Genomic DNA, 17835 nt, shown 5'->3' with positions numbered 1-17835 from the left:
CAGTTGAAAAGAGTGTGCGAGTCCCTGTGTGAACACGCGCACACAAACATCAGAACGACGTGCGCAAGCCCACCGTCACCGCCCACGGATCGAAGCCCGGCGTGACCGTCGAGAAAGTGGAATTGAGCAGCGCGAAGCCCTGTTTCGAATGGCTGTTGTTCGTGATCATCGACGCGTAGCCGTACAGCTGCGTGCGCTTCGACAGGAAGTACACGTAGCCCGCGTTGTAGGCCATCGCGCGCGCTTCGGCATTCTCGATGCGGCGCGCGACGCCCAGCTCGATATCGCCAGGCCCTGCTGGAATCTTTGCGTTGACCAGAAACGCCGATGCAAACCAGTTGGTTGCGTCCGTGCGTTTCGAATAGATGTAGTTCGCGCCGATGAAATTGCCGCTATAGCCATAGGTTGCGGCAAACACGTGTGTCAGTTGCGACGAAGCCGTCAGCGTGCTCGTGTTCGAGTAGTACTGGTAGCGGTTGAAGCCATAGCCGAGCATCGCGCCGAAACGCTGGTACATCACGTTCACACCGATATTGCGTCCGTCCGCCGTTTGACCCGACGCGTTCTGCGCGCCGAACGAATAGCCGATTTCGCTTGTCAGGCCATTGAAGTTCGGCGTGCGATAGCGCACCGCGTTCGGATAGAAGCCGCCTGTTCCCGACTTGCCGAGCGTCACAGTATGTTCGAGCGACATGATCGCGGCGGGATTCGACAGGCCATAGGTCGCGACGTCCGATGCCAGGAACACCCAGTAGATCGGCAGATACATGAAGCCTGCATCGACGCTGCCGTACTTCGCGCTCGACAGCCCGACCGACGCGCCGCGATTGAACATCGTCGCGCCGCCGCCCACGCCCGTATAGGTGTTGAAGCCCGTTTCGAGCTGGAAGTTCGCGCGATATCCGCCGCCCAGATCCTCGCTGCCGCGAAAGCCGAAACGCGACGCCTGCAGGTTGCCGCTCGCGGCCATCGCCGTCGGTCCGACGGTGTCGTTGAACTTGCCGTACTGCACGGCTGAATCGACGATGCCGTACAGCGTGAGCGTCGATTGCGCCCACGCAGCCGGATGTCCCGCTGTCGCGAGCGCCGCGGCAGCCAGGCCGTTTCGCAGGCGCGAGCGCGCCCACGCGCCCTGTTTCAGGCACTTTTTCGTGTGAAGCATCAGAAAGTCTCCAGAATCCTTTGGTTTTAGTGGTTCTTGTGGTGATGCGCGGTAGTGATACGCGTGAGCGGCCGCCGCCCGCCTATCCGACGACGGACACCTGCGCGAGCCCGGCATCGACGATCAGGTTCTGGCCCGTGATCGCCGCCGCCTGAGGACTCGCGAGAAACAGCACCGAGTCCGCGATATGCGCGGGCTCGACGCGGAACTTCAGGCACTGCAGATCGAGAAACTGCTGGTCGGCGGCGGGATCGCGCCACAGCGCCGTCTGACGTGCCGTGACGACGGCACCCGGCAACACCGCGTTCACGCGAATGCCGCCGTCGCCGAGTTCGCGCGCGAGCGTGCGTGTGATGCCGGAGATCGCCGCCTTCGAAGCCGTGTAGCCGATCAGGTTCGGCCGCCCGCGCAGCCACGAAATCGAGCCGAGGTTGATGATCGAGCCGCCGCCCGCCGCGCGCATGCCCGGCGCGACGCGCTGCGTCGCGAACACGTGATGCGTGAGATTGACGGCGAGCATCTCGTTCCACATCTCGACGGAAAGATCGTCGAGCGCGTGACGCGTATCGCGGCCCGCGTTGTTCACGAGCGTGCGGATGGGTCCGAGCGCACGTGCGGCTTCATCGAGCACATTGCGATAGGCGTCGATATCGCGCACGTCGCAGCGCGCGAACCACGGCCGCAGACGCCCGACGGGCCACGCGCCGTCACGCGCGGCGCTCAGCCGCTCGCACAACGCGTTGCCCGCCTGCTCGTCCAGATCGCAAAACGCGACTTGCGCGCCCTGTTCCCAGAACGCTTCGACAAGCGCTTCGCCAATGCCCGATGCGCCGCCCGATACGAACGCCACCTGCCCGGCGAGCGCCGGATACAACGGACGGGTTGAATTCATGCCTGTCTCCTGAGTGATTCCATTGCCACCGTCATGCGCGCTTCGAGCGTCTCGCGCGGCGCTAGCACATGCATCGGCGGCTCGTTGCCATTGAGCGCATTGTTCGCGTGGCTCACCGGCTCGAATGCGAAAAACGGCTGGCCCGCAGGCCTGAACAGCACCGCACAACGCAACGCGTCGCTCGCTTCGATCACGATGCGATGATGCGGCGTATCGATACGCGCGTTGCCGCTCCAGCCAGTAAAGCAGTTGTCGACGATGGTCTCGTCCAGTGCGCCGAACTGCGGCGGCTGCGTGCTGGCGCAGGGCAGATCGTTCGCGTCGCCGACCAGCATCGAGTTCCACGCGGTATGCAGACGCGTCTCGCCCGCCGCCGTATCGAGCGGAAAGAACGGATGCCAGCCTGCGCCGCATGGCGTTGCACGCGCATCCGTATTCGTGATGCGCATGCCGAGCGTCAACGCATCGCCTTCGATCGCGATGCGCTGCTGCGCTTCGAATGCGAACGGCCAGTGCTCGTCGGGCTTGTGCGATAGCAGCATGTCGATGCTATTTGCGTCGCTCGCATGCACGGACCACGCCCGCTGAAAACCGACGCCGTGAATCGCGTGCGCCATTCCCGCCAGATTCTTCACGAGCGCGTAGCGCGAATCACCAAACCTGAAACTGCCGAACGCGATGCGATTCGAAAACGGCACCAGCGGATAGCACGCGGTCTTGCGCACGTTGCGCGCTTCCAGTTCGGCGGCGGGCGTCGGCCGCAACACGTCGCGTCCATGCCAGCGCGCGTCGACGATCGCGCCGCCCAGCGACGGCGCGATGCGCACCTGCCAGGCGTCGTTCTCCAGCGCGAACAGTTCGGGGGCGTTCGACATGATCAGTACGGGCCGCCCGCGTTCGCGCTGGCCTTCACCTGGTCGAGTTCGGCAATGAACGCATTGGCCTGACGCATCGCCATGCCCATGTCCGATGCAATCGCGACGTAGTCGTAGCCCATTTCAGCGAACTCGCGCACCATCGCAGGCGTCGGCCCGACGATGCCGATGGGCATGCCGACTGCGTTCGCGCGGCGCGCGCAATCGGCGAGCACGGCGCGCACTTCGGCGTCGGCGAGATTGCCGATCTTGCCCATCGCCGCCGACAGATCGCCCGGCCCGACAAACAGTGCATCGACGCCCGGCACGGCCGCAATCGCTTCGAGTTGCGCCACGGCTTCGGGCGTTTCCAGCTGCACGATGCAGGCGGTGGCTTCGTTTGCACGCGTGCCGAATTCGCTCCACGTGCCGTAGCGGCTCGCGCGATGCATCGCCGCGAAACCGCGCGTGCCGAGCGGCGGGAACTTGATCGACGCGACGGCGGCACGCGCCTCTTCCGCGCTCTGCACATACGGGAACATCAGCGTCGGCGCGCCCATGTCGAGCGCGCGCTTGGCGAGCGTCGCGTCGTTGCGCGCGAGGCGCACGATGGGCGCCGCGCCGCCGCACTCGACGGCCTGCAGCATGTGCAGCACGTCCGTGAATTCGAGCGGCGCGTGCTCCATGTCGATCAGCAACCAGTCGAAGCCCGCATGGCCGAAGGCTTCCGCCGTCGCGGGCGAGCCCGACATCAGCCAGGTGCCGAGCGGCTTCGCGCGCATCGCGCTGTTGTCCTTGTGCTTCAGCGCGTCGCTAAAGGCATTGCGCGTGGGGTCCTGCTTGATTCTGTTGGCCATTTCTATCAATCCTGTGTTCAGAAGATCGACGGTTCGACGGGTTCTTCGAAGCCCGTCAGGAAGTCGAAGTCGCAACCCTTGTCGGCTTGCGAAACCTGTTCGACATAGAGGCGGATATAGCCGCGCTTGCGCGGGCTCGGCGGCGCGCGCCAGTCTTCGCGGCGGCGCGCGAGTTCCGCGTCTGACAGCATCACGTCGAGACGTCCTGCTTCCACGTCGAGTTCGATCATGTCGCCCGTACGGATCAGCGCGAGCGGTCCGCCTGCCGCTGCTTCGGGCGACACGTGCAGCACGCAGGTGCCGTAATGCGTGCCGCTCATGCGCGCATCGGAGATGCGGACCATGTCGCGCACGCCCGCCGCAAGCAGCTTTTTGGGAATCGGCAGATTGCCCCACTCCGGCATGCCCGGCGCGCCGATCGGACCGCCGCCGCGCAGCACGAGCACGGTGTCGGCATCGACGCCGAGTTCGGGCGAGTGAATCTTCGCGTTCATTTCGGCGATCGAATCGAACACGAGTGCGCGTCCGCGATGCTTCATCAGATGCGGACTTGCCGCGCTCGGCTTGATGACGGCGCCGTTGGGCGCGAGATTGCCGCGCAGCACGCCGAGCGCGCCGCGCTCGCTGACGGGATCGCTCAGCGGACGGATCGCGTCCTCGCCCTGCGGACGCTGGCCCGACTCGAAGCGCGCGATGTTTTCGCCGAGCGTCGTGCCCGTCACCGTCATGCAGTCGAGCGACAGATAGTCCTTCACGCCGCTCAGCAGTGCCGGCAGTCCGCCCGCGTAATAGAAGTCTTCCATCAGACGCTTGCCGGACGGAAACACGTCGGCGAGCACGGGAATGTTCTTGCCGACGCGCGCGATGTCGTCGAGCGTCAGCGGCACGTTGCCGCGACCTGCAATGGCAATCGTGTGAATCGCGGCGTTGGTCGAACCGCCGAGCGCCATATACGTGACGATGCCGTTTTCGACCGACTTGCGATTGAAAAAACGGCTCGGTTTCAGGTCTTCCCACACCATGCCGACGATGCGCTCGCCGCTCGACGAACACATGCGCGTATGCGACGCATCCATTGCGGGAATGCTGGTCGCGCCGGGCAGCGTGAAGCCCATCGCCTCGACGATCGACGTCATCGTGCTTGCGGTGCCCATCGTGTTGCAGGTGCCGGGCGCGCGCGTCATGCGCGCTTCGAGCGAGATCCACTCGGGCTGCTCGATGTTGCCCGCCACGTATTCGTCCCAGAACTTCTTCGTATGTGTGCCCGCGCCGACGGCCTGGCCGCGATGACGGTCATTGAGCATCGGGCCCGCAGGCACGAAGATGCACGGCAGATCCGCCGACAGCGCGCCCATCAGCAGGCCCGGCGTGGTCTTGTCGCAGCCTCCCATCAGCACTGCGCCGTCGATAGGCAGCGAGCGCAGCAGCTCTTCCGTTTCCATCGCGAGGAAGTTGCGGTAGATCATCGTGGTCGGCTTGACCATCACTTCGCCGAGCGACATCGCGGGCAGCTCGAACGGCATGCCGCCTGCCTGCAGGATGCCGCGCTTCACGGCTTCGGCGCGCTCGCGCAGATGCGCGTGGCACGGCGACAGGTCGCTCCACGTGTTGATGATGCCGATCACCGGCCGCGACATGAATTCTTCGCGGCGCAAACCCATTTGCTGCAAACGCTGACGATGCGCGAACGAGCGCATGTCGTCGGGTGCAAGCCACCGCTGGCTGCGCAGTTCGCTGAGTTGTTTGAGCTTTTGTTGCACGATAGTCACGCCGTGAAAATACGAAGTTGATGGGATACCGCGCTGACCTTCGCGTGCGCCTGTGCCGTCGCGCCGGTGACGGCGGGCGCCACGAGACTCGCGCCCGCAATCGCCAGCAGCACGAAGACGACGCGCCGCACGGCAGTCGGCGACCAGTTGGGCGGATAGCGGCGCGCGAGCCACGTAACGGTCAGCACGACGGGCAAAGCTTCTGCGCTGAGCGCCAGCGACGCCGCATCGAAACGCCCTTGTGCGAGCACGATCACGAGCCGCAGCACGGCATTGACGGCAAACAGCAGCACCAGTGTGTCGCGCACGACGACGCGGTCGAGCGGCTGGCGATAAAGGTGGAACACCATCGGCGGACCGGCGCTCGCGAACACGCCGCCCATCACGCCGGAGACGCAGCCGTAAAACGCGAACGTACCCGGCGATGCGAGTTGCGCACGCGGCTTCGTCTGCACGACGAGCAACAGGCTGCATGCAAGAATCGCGAGTCCCAACGCAAAGCGCACGACGCCGATCGCGTTATCGGACAGCCACGCGAGCAGGCATGCGCCGATCGCGACGCCGACGAGACTGCTGCCATACGACGGCGCGAGCAGGCGGCGCGGCAAGTCAGGCACGCCGCGTACGAGCAAGGCCGCATTGGCGAGCACCATCACCGTCACCACGTTGGCCGCGACGGGCAGCGGCGCGAGATGAAACACCGCGACGAGACCGAGCAGCACGAGGCCGAACGCGAAGCCCGTCAGGCTTTGCGTGAACGTCGCCGTCGCGACACACGCCGCGAACAGCAGATGGTGCAGGAACGGACTGACGCTCACGCTGCGTCCTGCGCGAGTTTGAGCAGCTGCGCCTCGCGCGCCGCGCCATGACGCACGAACACGGGCGGCTCGCCGGGCGGCGCGGCGACGTCGACATGCTGGCCGCCTTCGTAGCGCGTGCCGCTCCACAGATGCGTCCACGCATCGCCTTGCGGCAGATACACGCGCCATTGCATTGCACCCGCCGCATGCACGGGCGCGACGAGCAGATCGCGGCCATACAGGTAATGATCCTGGATCGCGTAGGTCGCCCGGTCGTGCTCGTAATGCAGGAACAACGGACGCTGCAACGGCAGACCGCGCGCCGCCGCTTCGTCGACGAGTCCTTGCACATACGGCTTGAGCGCAACGAACACACGCGTCATCCGCGCGAAGTGCGCGAGCACGCCGGCGTCCTGCCAGAACTGGAAATTCGAGTCGGGACGATTGCCTTCGTGCGTGCGCATCATCGGCGTGAAGGCGGCCATTTCGGCCCAGCGCTGAAACAGCTCGGGCGTGCGCGTGTTGCCGAACAGGCTCGTGTATCCGCCGATATCGCTATGGTGATACGCGTTGCCGAGCAGGCCCGACGACAACGCGCCGCAAATCACCGTCTGCAAACCGTCGTGACGCGTGAAGTCGACGGACTGGTCGCCCGCCCACAGCAGCGGACAATGCGCCTGCACGCCCGTATAGCCCGCGCGCATGAAGAACACGGCGTCGCCCGTGCGGCCCGCGCCTTCGATCGCGCGCGCATTGACCTGCGCCCATAGCGTCGGCCACGCGTTGTGCATCAGCTTCGCGTCGATGCCGTTGGCGAGCGTGACGTCCGTCGGCAGATATTCGCCGAAGTCCGCCATCCAGCCGTCGAGACCTTTGTTCAGCATCTCGTCGCGGATCACGCGCTCTTCGAACCAGCGCGCCGCCGCGGGATTCGTGAAGTCCACCACACCGCAATCGAACTCGCCGAAATCGACGAGATAGTCGCTGCCATCGGCGCGCGTCGCCAGATAACCGGCCTGCTTCGCTTCCACGTACAGCGTGCCGTCATTGCACAGATACGGGTTCACGTAGCCGAGAAAACGCACGCCGTCTGCGTTTAGCTGCTTGACCCATTCGGCGTGGCCCGGATAGCGCGTTTCGTTCCAGCGCCAGTCCCAGAAGAGACGCTTGCCGAACGAAGTCTGCCGGATGCCGACCCAGTCTTCGCACCACAGGCCGCTCACTTTCAGGCCCGCTGCGCGGCTTTGCTCCATGATCGTCTGCGCGTGATCGCGACCGTTCTTCAAGCCGAGAATCGCGCCGTCCATCACCCATGCGGGCAGCGCGGGCTGACGGCCGAAGCGTTGCGAAATGCGCTCGACGAGCGTGATGAAATCGTCGGCGACGATCAATTCGATCCGCTCGGGAACGGCCCAGAATTGCAGTTCGTGCCGCTCGTCGTGACGGAAATCGAAATCCGCGTAGGCCGTCGTTTCGGCATGCAGACAGTACTTCTGCGACGACACGAACGTCGGCTGCGGATAGTTCGTGTTGTAGTAGTCGCCGCCCGACTTCGACGTCGTATCGGCCTGCCACGTCAGATGGGTGCTCTTGTCGCGGCCCACGCCCGGCTCCGACGTCCACAGCGGAAAATTGCGGCCGCGCAGATCGAAATACGACATCTGCTCGCCGCAGCCCCACACGTGTTCGTCGCGCTGCGCGGGCACACGCCACCACACACGGTTGATTTCGGCGCCGGACGCAGACAACGCAAGCTGCGCGCCATGCGCCGATTCGCTGGCGACGATCGTGAGTTCGGCAGCGGCTTGCGCGTCGCGCGCCAGTTCGATGCGCGCGCTGCCGTCTGCCTGCAGCGTGAGCCGTGCATCGCGCAGTGCGACGCGCTCTTCGACGTAGTCGCTGATGTCGAAATTGCCGCGATACATGTCGATCGTCTCGACGCCGTGTCCCACGAACACAGCGGGTGCATCCGGCGCATGTTCGAAGAGCGTGCGGCCTGCCACGCGCAACACGAGTTTGCCGCCCGCTTCTGTCTGCCAGTTCATCAGCTTTACCTTGCTATTGCGTTGGGTTTAATGCGTTGGGTTGATACGTTTCGTTCAGTGTCCGTTCGATTCGCTCGGCGACTGGTTCCACACCAGCGCGCGTCCGCCCGCCGATGCGCGGCGCCGGAACAGCGCGATCAGTCCGATCGCCACGCACCACGTCGCCACGATCAGGACTTCGTATTGCGTCGTCACGCCGCCGTGCCGCGCGACGCCGATCGGCGACAGCGTCAGGTAGATGCTCACGAGCATCGCGATCAGGAACACGCTCATCGTGCTGGCATGACGCCACGGCGTGAGGTCGCCCGTTTGCCGCAGTTGCGGCTCGTAGGCTTTCGCACGTTGATGGCGCGCGCCGAGCACCAGCATCAGCGTGACTTCGCACACGAACAGAATGCCCATGATGTGAATGAAGTTGATGCCGAGCAGCTTGTCGACCTGGAACACGAGAATGCCGAGCGTGTAGACGATCACATGCAGCAGCAACACCATCTTGGCCGGGAACGCGCCGATCTTCTTGCTGAAGAAACCCACCAGCACGACGGCGATGATGGGGATGTTGTAGAAGCCGGTGAAGCGGCGCATCACGGTGTAGATGCCGTCCGGCGCATACATCAGCAGCGGCGCGACGAGCAGCGACACGACGGCGATCACCACGCTCGCGGTCTTGCCGACGCGGATCAGTTTTTCGTCGCTCGCTTCGGGTTTCCACACACGATAGAAGTCGAACGCGATCAGCGTCGCCGTACTGTTGATCACGGCGTTGAAGTGGCTCATCACCGTGCCGAACAGCACCGCGATAAAGAAGCCTTTCGCCCACCACGGCAGCACGTCGGTGACGAGCTGCGGATACGCGAGATCCGGACGGCCGAGCGGATGCTGCGCGTAAAGATGAAACGCGACCACGCCAGGCAACATCATGATCAGCGGCACGAGCAGTTTCATCAGGCCCGACAGCAGCACGCCCTTCTGCCCTTCCGCGAGGCTCTTCGCCGCGAACGTGCGCTGCACGATCGCCTGATTCGTGCACCAGTAGAACAGGTTCGCGAAGATCATCCCCGTGAACAGCGTGCCGAACGGCACGGAATCGTGCGGGCCGCCGATCGCGGAGAGTTTCTCCGGCGCCTGCGTTGCGATGGTGTGCACGCCCGCAAAGAAATCGCCGTGACCCAGCGCGAACAGTCCGAGCAAGGGCACCATCAGACCGGCGACCAGCAGGCCGATGCCGTTGATCGTGTCCGACACGGCCACCGCGCGCAGCCCGCCGAAAATCGCATAGAGCGCGCCGATGATGCCCGACATCCACACGAGAATCGTGATCGTGCTCGCGTAGGACGTGCCGAGCAGCGCCTGCACGCCGAACACCTGGTTGAACGTGATCGCGCCGAGATACAGGCCCGACGGATTCGCCACCAGCATGTAGCCGATCACGAAGAACGCGCTGACCACGCGACGCGTCGTCGCGTCGAAGCGTTCTTCGAGGAATTGCGGCAAGGTCGAAAAGCCGCCGCGCAGGTAGCGCGGCAGGAAGAACATCGCGAGCGCCACCGTCGCCACGGCCGCCGTGCACTCCCACGCCATCGCCGACAGGTTGTGCGCGTAGGCGTCGCCGTTCAGACCCACCATCTGCTCGGCGGAAAGGTTGGTCAGCATCATCGAACCGGCGATAAACCAGCCCGTGAGTCCGCCGCTCGCCATGAAGTAGCCGCGCGCGCCGTGATCCTTCGCACGGCGCGTGAACAGGTACGACACGAAGCCGACCAGCGCGGTGAAAAACGCAAAACTCAGTATGGTGAAAATCATTGTCTCCTCATCCCTTTGAGGTTGTTTTCGGGCTTCGTGTGGGCGATGAACCCGGCAACCGGACGCTATTTTCGCAGCGCTGCGATTTCTGTGCGAGCGTTAAAGCGCATCCGGTGCCTGACGGAATTCGCCGGGCGCTTACGCCACTTGCATGCACAGGTACTTCATTTCCAGGTATTCGTCGATGCCGTATTTTGAACCCTCGCGTCCGAGGCCCGACTGCTTGACGCCGCCGAACGGCGCTTCCGCGGTCGAGATCAGCCCCGTGTTGATGCCGACCATGCCGAACTCCAATGCTTCGGCGACACGCCAGACGCGTGCCATGTCGCGCGTGTAGAAATAGCTGGCCAGACCGAACTCGGTGTCGTTGGCGAGCGCGATCACGTCCTGTTCGTCGGTGAAGCGCATGACGGGCGCAACTGGGCCGAAGATTTCTTCGCGCGCGACGCGCATCGACGGCGTGACGTTCGTCAGCACGGTCGGCGCGTAGTGGCGCGGCGCGCCGTCGCCATTCAGCGCGAGCGGTTCGCCGCCGCACAGCACGTTCGCGCCTTGCGCGCGGGCGTCCGTTACCAGTTCGTTCACCTTCGCCAGCGCGCGTGCGTCGATCAGCGGACCGATCTGCGTCGACGGCTCGCGCCCGTCGCCGCAGCGCAGCGCCTGCACGCGCGTCGCCAGTCTGTCGACGAAGGCTTCGTAGACGCCTGCCTGCACGTAAAAACGGTTCGCGCACACGCACGTTTGACCGGCGTTGCGGTACTTCGAGATCAGCGCGCCTTCGATGGCGGCGTCGAGGTCGGCATCGTCGAACACGATGAACGGCGCATTGCCGCCCAGTTCCAGCGACAGCTTCTGGATATGCCGCGCGCCCTGCTCCATCAGCCGCGCGCCGATGCCCGTCGAACCCGTGAACGACAGCTTGCGCACCACGGGATTGCCCGTGAGTTCTTCGGCGATCGGCTGCGGATCGCCCGTCACGACGTTGAGCACGCCCGCAGGAATGCCGGCGCGCTCGGCCAGCGCGGCGAGCGCCAGCGCGGAAAACGGCGTTTGCGATGCGGGCTTGAGCACCATGGTGCAACCCGCCGCGAGCGCCGGACCTGCCTTGCGCGTGATCATCGCGGCCGGGAAATTCCACGGCGTGATCGCCGCGCATACGCCGACGGGCTGACGGATCGTGACCAGCCGCCGGTCATTCGCAGGCGTCGCGATCACATCGCCGTCGACGCGACGCGCCTCTTCCGCGAACCATTCGATGAAGCTGGCGGCAAACGCGATCTCGCCCTTCGCTTCGGCAAGCGGCTTGCCCTGTTCGGCCGTCATCAGCAACGCGAGGTCGTCGAGATGTTCGAGCATCAGGTCGTGCCACTTGCGCAGCAACGCGGCACGCGCCCTGGCCGTCAGCGCGCGCCACGCAGGCAGCGCGGCTTCTGCGGCAGCGATGGCCTCGCGCGTTTCGACGGCCGTCATCGACGGCACGCTCGCGATCAGCGCGCCCGTGGCGGGATCGGTGACGTCGAAGGTGCGGCCGTCGCGCGCCGCGCGCCATTCACCGCCGATCAGGCATTGCGTGCGCAGCAGAGTGGAGTCTTTCAGGTCAGGCATGTCAGGGTCCGTCGAGAGTGGATTCATGCGAATGTGGACGCCGATTCGCGCCAGCGCGGCTCGGGCAGGCCCGGCACGTCCGTGCGCATCGCAAACAGGCCGCCCGCCAGCGGCTCGCGTTCGAGTTCTTCGGCGCCGCGGCCCGCACGCGCCGACGTGATGTAGAGCGTGCGCAGATCGTCGCCGCCGAACGCGCACATCGTCGGGCAGCGCACGGGCACGGGGTGGGCGGCGTCGACCGTGCCGTCCGGCGCGAAGCGGACCACGCGCCCGCCTTCGTAGAACGCGCTCCAGTAGTAGCCTTCGGCGTCGATGGCCGCGCCGTCCGGGCGGCCGCGATCGTCCGCTGTCGGCTGGATGCGCGCCCACACTTCGGCTTCGCCGCATGCACCTGTCGCGAGGTCGTATTCGCGGCGGTAGATCGTGAAGTTGGGCGTGTCGGAGTGATACAGCCAGCGGCTGTCCGGGCTGAAGGCGAGCCCGTTCGAGGTCAGGAGGCCCGAGCTCAATGCTTGCAGGTCGCCGTCAGCGACGCGGTAGAGGTGCGCGTTGCCGCCCGCCTTCGGTTCGTCGATCGTGCCCGCGAAAAAACGCCCGGACGCGTCGCAACGGCCATCGTTGAAGCGGCTCGTGCGCACGTCTTCGGGATTTGCGGCGAGTTGCCGGACGGGACGCGCCATCTCGTCGAGCAGCCAGATGCCCGAGCGCAGACCCGCGATAAAGCCGCCTCCTTCAACCAGCGAAAAGCAGCCGATGTGTTCCGGCAGCGCCAACGTCCCGTCGATGCCCGTCGCCGGATCGAAGCGATGCAGCGCCGGTTCGAGGATATCGACCCAGTACAGCACGCGCTCGCGCTCGTCCCAGCGAGGACATTCGCCGAGTTGCGCACGGGCGTCGAGGACGCAGCGGAGATCGGAAGAAGGCATGTTGGCTCAGACTGTTCAGGTCGCGCAGCTAAAATCGCAGCGCTGCGAAATAATAGCGCTACGATTTCTTCGAGCGATACCAGGGTTAGTGCGGAGGAGATGACTCGTTGCGCTGCGGCAATTACAATACAGGCTTCGCGCCGCGTGCGGCGCCTGCCCTTTCGACCGCTTGCAGCCCATGTCCCAGACAGCCAAGGCACCGCGCTCCCGGCGCAGCACCAACCGCGTCACGATGGATGACGTCGCCGCCCGTGCACGCGTGTCCGCCAGTTCCGTCTCGCTGTTCCTGCGCAACCCCGAGGCCGTCTCGCCGCGCATCGCGCCGCGCATCAAGCAGGCCATCGAGGTGCTCGGCTACGTGCCCAATCTGCTTGCAGGCAGTCTGGCCGCTGCGCGCACGCGCGCCATCGGCGTCGTCGTGCCGTCGCTCGGCAACGCGTTCTTTTCGGCGACGGTCGCTGCGATGCAGAAAGAGTTCGACCGGCATGGCTATCAGCTGCTGCTCGGCGCGACCGAATACGAGCCGGGCCGCGAGGCGGATCTCGTGCGTACCTTTCTGTCTTGGTCGCCGACGGCGCTGGTCGTCACCGGTTGCCGCCACGACGACGAAACGCGCGCGCTGCTGCGAACCGCGCGCGCGCCCGTGGCGGAGATGTGGGAACTCGGCGAGCAGCCGTTCGATCTGCAGGTCGGCTTCTCGCACTACGAGGCAGGCGAAGCCATTGCGCGGCACATGCTGGATATCGGCGCCAAGCGCGCGGCGTTCATCGGCGCGCGCATGACCAGCGACGTGCGGGCCCGCCAGCGCTGCGAGGGTTTCAGCCGGGCAATGCTGAAGGCGGGAATCGACGTGCACGTCGAGGATGTGCCGGGCGATGCGTCGCCGAAAGCTGGCGCCCACGCGTTGGCCGACATTCTGCAACGCATGCCGGAGGTCGACGCAATCGCTTGCTCGAACGACGTGATCGCACTAGGCGTGCTGTTCGAAGCGCAGCGTCGCGGGTTGGCGGTGCCGCAGCGTTTGCGGGTGGCCGGTTTCGGCGATCTGCCGTTCAGCGAGGAATGCGTGCCGCCGCTGACCACGATTCAGCCGCGCGCCACGCAGATCGGCCTGCGCATCGCGCAGGAACTGATGGAGCGCGCAGCACGGCCGGGCGACGAGCCCGAACCGCGCATCGTCGATGTGGGATTCGAACTCGTGGTGCGTGCGAGTACGCAGAGCGCCGAGCCGGATCAGGACGCGTAATCGGATGCCGTGAGCGGCGCGGTCTGCACCGTCGGACGCGCCTCGCGCGCAAAGACCCGGCGGCATGCCGCGCGATTCTGCGCGCTTCCCGTTGCGAACGACACGGAATCGCACAGCAGCGCGCGATCATTCGCCGAATGATTCGACGTGTCACCAGCCGGCAGTATCGTGCCGGCATGGGCGGCTCCGCATAGCAGCGCGGAGATCAGGACGAGAGGTTTCAGAAGGTTCATATCTTTGCGCGTCAGATGCCGTTTGAGCGGGCGACGCGCCCTTTCACTTCGGTCTTTGAAGGATAGCAGTTGTGCTTGCGCGCGTTACGGGCAAGGGCTGCAACACACTCTTCAATGGATCGCAAGAAAGGCTGGAGAACCGCGACGGGTTCGTCGCATACAGTAGTGTGAAAAACTTCCGACGATGAACGAAAAGGAGATTCCTCATGCCGAGGCTTGAGCGAGGCCGGACGGCCATGCTTGTCGACGCTGTCTGGCGCATGGCGCTTCGCCTCGCATTTCCGCTCGCTCGCGCCTGGTGGCACGTTCGACGGCCTCATCATCAGGGCGCGCTGGTCGCGATCTACGTCGGGCAGTCGCTGTTGCTGCTGAAGTCGTCGTACCGGGCCGAGTGGAGTTTTCCCGGCGGCAGTATCCACGCCGGCGAGACGCCCGAGGCAGCGGCGCTGCGGGAAATGGAGGAAGAGATCGGACTTTCGCCAGTCGATCTCTCGTCGCATGCATTGCGCGCCGTGGGCTGCGTCTGCGGCGAGTGGGACGGGCGTAAGGACAGAGTGCACTTCTTCGAGCTGCACCTCGATCGGATGCCTGAACTGCGGCTCGATAATCGCGAGATTATCGATGCGCATCTGGTATCGCCGGAGGCATTACGCAGCATGGCGATGACACCCCCGGTCGCGGGGTATCTCCGTCAAGACTTCTGCACCTAGCGGGCTGGTCAAGCGGGACATCTCCCGAAACGTTGCCGATCGCACAGACGGATGTCGCAACCGCATGGTTTCGTGTGCGTTTTGATTTTGAGTTCGCCCGCGCTTCCCGGATATCGCCTTCACGCTGCGCATCGCACGAGCCGCAATGATGAGTACATGGCTGCATGAACTGCCGTTATGGTTGATGGCGCTCGTTACTTTTGTTGCGACGTTTTTCGCGGGCGCCATGACGCATCTCGTCAGCGGATGGCTTGCCAATGGCCCGAACGGGCGATCGTACAAGGCGATTTCGCCCGGTCTGCTATCTCCTGTCGGCGTTATCTTCGGCTTGTTCATTGCGTTCACGGCGGCGCAGGTCTGGAACGACACGGCGCGCGCCGATGCCGCCGTCGATGCGGAAGCCAGCGCGCTGCGTTCGGCTGTCGTCCTGTCCGCCGTGCTGCCCGCCGATGCCCAGGTCGCGTTGCGAAAGCTGATTCGGGACTACATCCAGTACACGGCAACGACCGAATGGCCGCTCATGGGGCAAGGAAGCGTGACGCTGAACATCAGCCCGCCTACGTTGAACGCGGCGCTCCAGTTCACGCTCGCGCTCGCCGTCAGCACACCCGGACAGCAGACGGCGCAGCGCGAAGTGGCGGCCTCGCTGGAACGCGCGCTCGAAGCGCGCCGCCAGCGGATTCTGATCAGCCGCTCGGAAGTCAGCGGTGTCAAATGGGCATGCCTGAGTTTTCTTGCAATCTGCCTGCTGTTCGCGATCGCGTTCGTCCATTGCAGCGACCGCCTGACATCCGCCGTGGCAATCGGCCTGTTTTCCGCGGGGCTCGCGACAACCATGCTGCTCATTCTTTCGCACGATCGGCCGTTCACGGGAGAAATCGCGCTGACGCCGGAGCCGCTATGGCAAGTGATGCCCGCGGATCGCTGAGATCCCCGACGCTCAGTGACCAAGACCACTGCTTGCAAGCTGCTGTTCGACGAACTGCGCGAACAGCGCATGCACGCGCGTGGTCGGATGAAGGTCGTCGGCGAACATGTAGGTCTGGTCCGCATTGGGTGCGGAGTAGGTAGCCGGCGAGCAAAGCAATGACGTGTCGTGCGGCGTTTTCGATGGATCGCAGGCCTGTGCCGTGTTGGACACCGTGAAGCCGTTACTCTGGAAGTTCGCGAAGATCTGGTTGATCCAGCCGTATGAATCGATCTGGATGACCTTGCCCTGTAACCCGTTGCTTTGCAGCGCCGCGTTCAGGGTGTCGTTGAACAGTTGCGACAGCTGCGTGAGATTCGCCCCGCCGTCGGCCGACGCACGTCCTTTGGGTGACAGACCGATGTTCGGCAGGTTGACGACCACGACGTGTGCGGCGCCGTTCTGGACGATCTGCCCGACCGTCTGAGCCAGCGTGTTCGCTGCCGTCTGTACGGTCGGCGCCGCGGCCGGAAGCGTGCCCGCACGAAGCACGTCGTTCGCCCCCGCCCACACGAGCACGAGCTGAGCGCTGTTGAAACTGCCGTGAGCCGAAAGGTAACTCGACACCTGCTGGGTGACGGGCATTTCGATGTCGCCGATCACGTCGACAAGGAAATTGTTCAGATTGGCGGGCGTCGCGACCGTCGATCCGCCCTCGGCATAGCCGAAGCCGCCTTGCGGACTCAGTTGATGATCGAAGCCGATCGTGAAGGCGGCGCGCAGCGTGTCGCCATAGTGTTGCGCGACGAGTTGGGTCCACACCTGCCCGGGATTGGTCGTGAACCGGCCGCCGCCCACCGCGCCGGCGATCGGCGCAAAGGTTCCGACGTCCGACAGGCTGTCTCCAAACGAAACGGTTTGCAGACTGATGCCGCCCGGTGGATTCGCCTGGGTGCTGCCATTACTGTTGCTATTTCCACTGCTACCGCCGCACGCCGCAAGCAATGCAATCCATACGGCGAAAATTGCAATGCCGACTCTTTTAGCTATGGCTGGCATCGGAAACCTCCCTGCGCCATGGAGCGGGGCGCTCCGACGGCTTGCTTGTCGTTAGTCGACAAAGGCTGCAGTGAAGTGAAGCAAGAAGGATGCGAAGCGGGTTGACGTTACGAGGCACGCGGCTTAACCATGCTGCAGCGTTCGTTGGACTTGAGAAAGAAGCCAGAGAACGATCCAGCCTCGCGCAAGGTACATCCAGACACGATGCTTGACGTTCGGCGCGCAGAGCCAGGCCGTTCGGCTCCATGCGGCGATCAGTACGATCTGTACGACTATCGCCGATATCCAGATGACGCGCGGCGTCGGCAGCGGCAGCACGTACAGGACGTAGGCGTTGATCAGAATCACGATTGCGCACGAGGGAATCCCGAGCCCCCACCAGACCTTCCAAAGCGGCTCATTTCCCGCCCACGCGCTCTTGAACATTGAGAACCCTGCGATTGATAAGTGGTTAGTGTGTTGCCGGCTGTCCGATCGACGATCAATGACAACATCAATGACAACATCAATGACAACAACCGATAAGCGCTATTTCGGCTTCGCGAGCATTAACTTGAGTGCTCGAACACGCCAAGCCACTTTGCATTCAGGTGCGGGCACACCCTTGCAGAGATAACATTTTCGCTAAACGGGCAAGGCTCTCCGCATTGCCCCAAAGTTCAACACGCACGCCATCCAATGCAATTGTCAGATTGCCGCTTCGTACACTTCGATCCTGCAAGACGCGAACGCTTTTGTACGGACAGGCTCGTGAAGCCAGAAGGCATACGACAAGGCGTTTCTCGTAAGCGGTAAAGCGATAGGAGGCTGCGCCCATACGCACCATTGAATTGCCAGACGACGCGACAACGCGCGCCTGCGCGAGCAACCGGCCAGCGTTCCTGTCGGTCTGCCGCGACACTGCGGGTATCGAAATGAAGATCGCACGTGCAAGCGCGATCAACGATGCGACCACGAAAGCGCCTTC

At 64.3% G+C, this 17835-nt stretch carries 17 protein-coding genes; 3 read left to right on the top strand and 14 right to left on the bottom strand.

The window, feature by feature from the left end:
* Nucleotides 1-49: 49 nt before the first annotated feature.
* The 10 genes from FRZ40_RS25785 to FRZ40_RS25740 all read right to left on the bottom strand — a co-directional run bounded on the left by FRZ40_RS25785 (nt 50) and on the right by FRZ40_RS25740 (nt 12713).
* Nucleotides 50-1162 (bottom strand): porin, encoded by a 1113-nt coding sequence (locus FRZ40_RS25785; protein WP_158647031.1) that lies wholly within the window; start codon nt 1160-1162, stop codon nt 50-52.
* 82 nt (nt 1163-1244) lie between these two features.
* Nucleotides 1245-2054 (bottom strand): SDR family NAD(P)-dependent oxidoreductase, encoded by an 810-nt coding sequence (locus FRZ40_RS25780; protein WP_147236016.1) that lies wholly within the window; start codon nt 2052-2054, stop codon nt 1245-1247.
* Nucleotides 2051-2929: an aldose 1-epimerase gene (locus tag FRZ40_RS25775; protein ID WP_147236015.1), complete on the bottom strand. Its 879-nt coding sequence runs from the start codon at nt 2927-2929 to the stop codon at nt 2051-2053. Before FRZ40_RS25775 ends, FRZ40_RS25780 begins: the two co-directional genes overlap by 4 nt.
* A 2-nt stretch (nt 2930-2931) precedes the next feature.
* Entirely contained in the window at nt 2932-3765 is an 834-nt protein-coding gene (locus FRZ40_RS25770) for an HpcH/HpaI aldolase family protein (protein ID WP_240057283.1), read from the bottom strand.
* A 17-nt stretch (nt 3766-3782) separates the two neighbouring features.
* Complete coding sequence (locus FRZ40_RS25765) at nt 3783-5534, bottom strand: IlvD/Edd family dehydratase (RefSeq protein WP_147236014.1); 1752 nt, start codon at nt 5532-5534, stop codon at nt 3783-3785.
* Nucleotides 5531-6352, bottom strand: coding sequence for a TSUP family transporter (locus FRZ40_RS25760; protein WP_240057282.1), 822 nt, complete (start codon nt 6350-6352; stop codon nt 5531-5533). The genes FRZ40_RS25765 and FRZ40_RS25760 overlap by 4 nt, the downstream gene beginning before the upstream one ends.
* The gene (locus tag FRZ40_RS25755; RefSeq protein ID WP_147236013.1) at nt 6349-8379 is read right to left on the bottom strand and encodes an alpha-glucosidase; all 2031 of its coding nucleotides are present in this window, start codon (nt 8377-8379) and stop codon (nt 6349-6351) included. Before FRZ40_RS25755 ends, FRZ40_RS25760 begins: the two co-directional genes overlap by 4 nt.
* A 54-nt stretch (nt 8380-8433) precedes the next feature.
* Nucleotides 8434-10182 carry a solute:sodium symporter family transporter gene (locus FRZ40_RS25750; RefSeq protein WP_064742309.1) on the bottom strand — a complete coding sequence of 583 codons (1749 nt, stop codon included), beginning with the start codon at nt 10180-10182 and terminating at the stop codon, nt 8434-8436.
* A gap of 138 nt (nt 10183-10320) precedes the next feature.
* Nucleotides 10321-11787 (bottom strand): NAD-dependent succinate-semialdehyde dehydrogenase, encoded by a 1467-nt coding sequence (locus FRZ40_RS25745; RefSeq protein WP_147236012.1) that lies wholly within the window; start codon nt 11785-11787, stop codon nt 10321-10323.
* Between the two features lie 23 nt (nt 11788-11810).
* Nucleotides 11811-12713 carry an SMP-30/gluconolactonase/LRE family protein gene (locus FRZ40_RS25740; RefSeq protein WP_028366754.1) on the bottom strand — a complete coding sequence of 301 codons (903 nt, stop codon included), beginning with the start codon at nt 12711-12713 and terminating at the stop codon, nt 11811-11813.
* Nucleotides 12714-12891: 178 nt separating this feature from the next.
* Between FRZ40_RS25740 and FRZ40_RS25735 the strand changes: the two genes are divergently transcribed.
* Nucleotides 12892-13959: a LacI family DNA-binding transcriptional regulator gene (locus tag FRZ40_RS25735; protein ID WP_147236011.1), complete on the top strand. Its 1068-nt coding sequence runs from the start codon at nt 12892-12894 to the stop codon at nt 13957-13959.
* On the opposite strand, the gene FRZ40_RS25730 is transcribed toward FRZ40_RS25735, so the two are convergent.
* Nucleotides 13947-14192, bottom strand: a complete 246-nt coding sequence (locus tag FRZ40_RS25730) for a hypothetical protein (protein WP_147236010.1) — start codon at nt 14190-14192, stop codon at nt 13947-13949. The two genes, FRZ40_RS25735 and FRZ40_RS25730, sit on opposite strands and share 13 nt — an antisense overlap.
* Before the next feature lie 206 nt (nt 14193-14398).
* On the opposite strand from FRZ40_RS25730, the gene FRZ40_RS25725 reads away from it, so the two are divergent.
* The gene (locus tag FRZ40_RS25725) at nt 14399-14902 is read left to right on the top strand and encodes an NUDIX domain-containing protein (protein WP_147236009.1); all 504 of its coding nucleotides are present in this window, start codon (nt 14399-14401) and stop codon (nt 14900-14902) included.
* A 145-nt stretch (nt 14903-15047) separates the two neighbouring features.
* On the top strand, nt 15048-15830 hold the full coding sequence (locus FRZ40_RS25720) for a bestrophin-like domain (protein ID WP_028366750.1): 783 nt from the start codon (nt 15048-15050) through the stop codon (nt 15828-15830).
* A gap of 12 nt (nt 15831-15842) precedes the next feature.
* On the opposite strand, the gene FRZ40_RS25715 is transcribed toward FRZ40_RS25720, so the two are convergent.
* The 3 genes from FRZ40_RS25715 to FRZ40_RS25705 form a co-directional block, all read right to left on the bottom strand.
* Nucleotides 15843-16868, bottom strand: a complete 1026-nt coding sequence (locus FRZ40_RS25715; protein WP_147236008.1) for an SGNH/GDSL hydrolase family protein — start codon at nt 16866-16868, stop codon at nt 15843-15845.
* 123 nt (nt 16869-16991) lie between these two features.
* A complete protein-coding gene (locus FRZ40_RS25710; RefSeq protein ID WP_240057281.1) occupies nt 16992-17216 on the bottom strand; it encodes a hypothetical protein in 225 nt (74 codons plus the stop codon).
* Nucleotides 17217-17454: 238 nt separating this feature from the next.
* Nucleotides 17455-17823, bottom strand: coding sequence for a hypothetical protein (locus tag FRZ40_RS25705; RefSeq protein ID WP_147236007.1), 369 nt, complete (start codon nt 17821-17823; stop codon nt 17455-17457).
* Between the last annotated feature and the right edge of the window lie 12 nt (nt 17824-17835).

The organism is Paraburkholderia azotifigens, from assembly GCF_007995085.1.
Lineage (GTDB): Bacteria > Pseudomonadota > Gammaproteobacteria > Burkholderiales > Burkholderiaceae > Paraburkholderia > Paraburkholderia azotifigens.
The sequence above is the reverse complement of the archived record's forward strand: the minus strand, read 5'-3'. Positions and strand labels throughout refer to the sequence as shown.

Bases quoted from the DNA above. Each gene is read 5' to 3' on its own strand.
- FRZ40_RS25775 (WP_147236015.1), bottom strand. From the start codon at position 2,929: ATGTCGAACGCCCCCGAACTGTTCGCGCTGGAGAACGACGCCTGGCAG.
- FRZ40_RS25720 (WP_028366750.1), top strand. From the start codon at position 15,048: ATGATGAGTACATGGCTGCATGAACTGCCGTTATGGTTGATGGCGCTC.
- FRZ40_RS25770 (WP_240057283.1), bottom strand. From the start codon at position 3,765: ATGGCCAACAGAATCAAGCAGGACCCCACGCGCAATGCCTTTAGCGAC.
- FRZ40_RS25785 (WP_158647031.1), bottom strand. From the start codon at position 1,162: ATGCTTCACACGAAAAAGTGCCTGAAACAGGGCGCGTGGGCGCGCTCG.
- FRZ40_RS25745 (WP_147236012.1), bottom strand. From the start codon at position 11,787: ATGCCTGACCTGAAAGACTCCACTCTGCTGCGCACGCAATGCCTGATC.
- FRZ40_RS25740 (WP_028366754.1), bottom strand. From the start codon at position 12,713: ATGCCTTCTTCCGATCTCCGCTGCGTCCTCGACGCCCGTGCGCAACTC.
- FRZ40_RS25730 (WP_147236010.1), bottom strand. From the start codon at position 14,192: ATGAACCTTCTGAAACCTCTCGTCCTGATCTCCGCGCTGCTATGCGGA.
- FRZ40_RS25735 (WP_147236011.1), top strand. From the start codon at position 12,892: ATGTCCCAGACAGCCAAGGCACCGCGCTCCCGGCGCAGCACCAACCGC.
- FRZ40_RS25755 (WP_147236013.1), bottom strand. From the start codon at position 8,379: ATGAACTGGCAGACAGAAGCGGGCGGCAAACTCGTGTTGCGCGTGGCA.
- FRZ40_RS25715 (WP_147236008.1), bottom strand. From the start codon at position 16,868: ATGCCAGCCATAGCTAAAAGAGTCGGCATTGCAATTTTCGCCGTATGG.
- FRZ40_RS25750 (WP_064742309.1), bottom strand. From the start codon at position 10,182: ATGATTTTCACCATACTGAGTTTTGCGTTTTTCACCGCGCTGGTCGGC.
- FRZ40_RS25725 (WP_147236009.1), top strand. From the start codon at position 14,399: ATGCCGAGGCTTGAGCGAGGCCGGACGGCCATGCTTGTCGACGCTGTC.
- FRZ40_RS25780 (WP_147236016.1), bottom strand. From the start codon at position 2,054: ATGAATTCAACCCGTCCGTTGTATCCGGCGCTCGCCGGGCAGGTGGCG.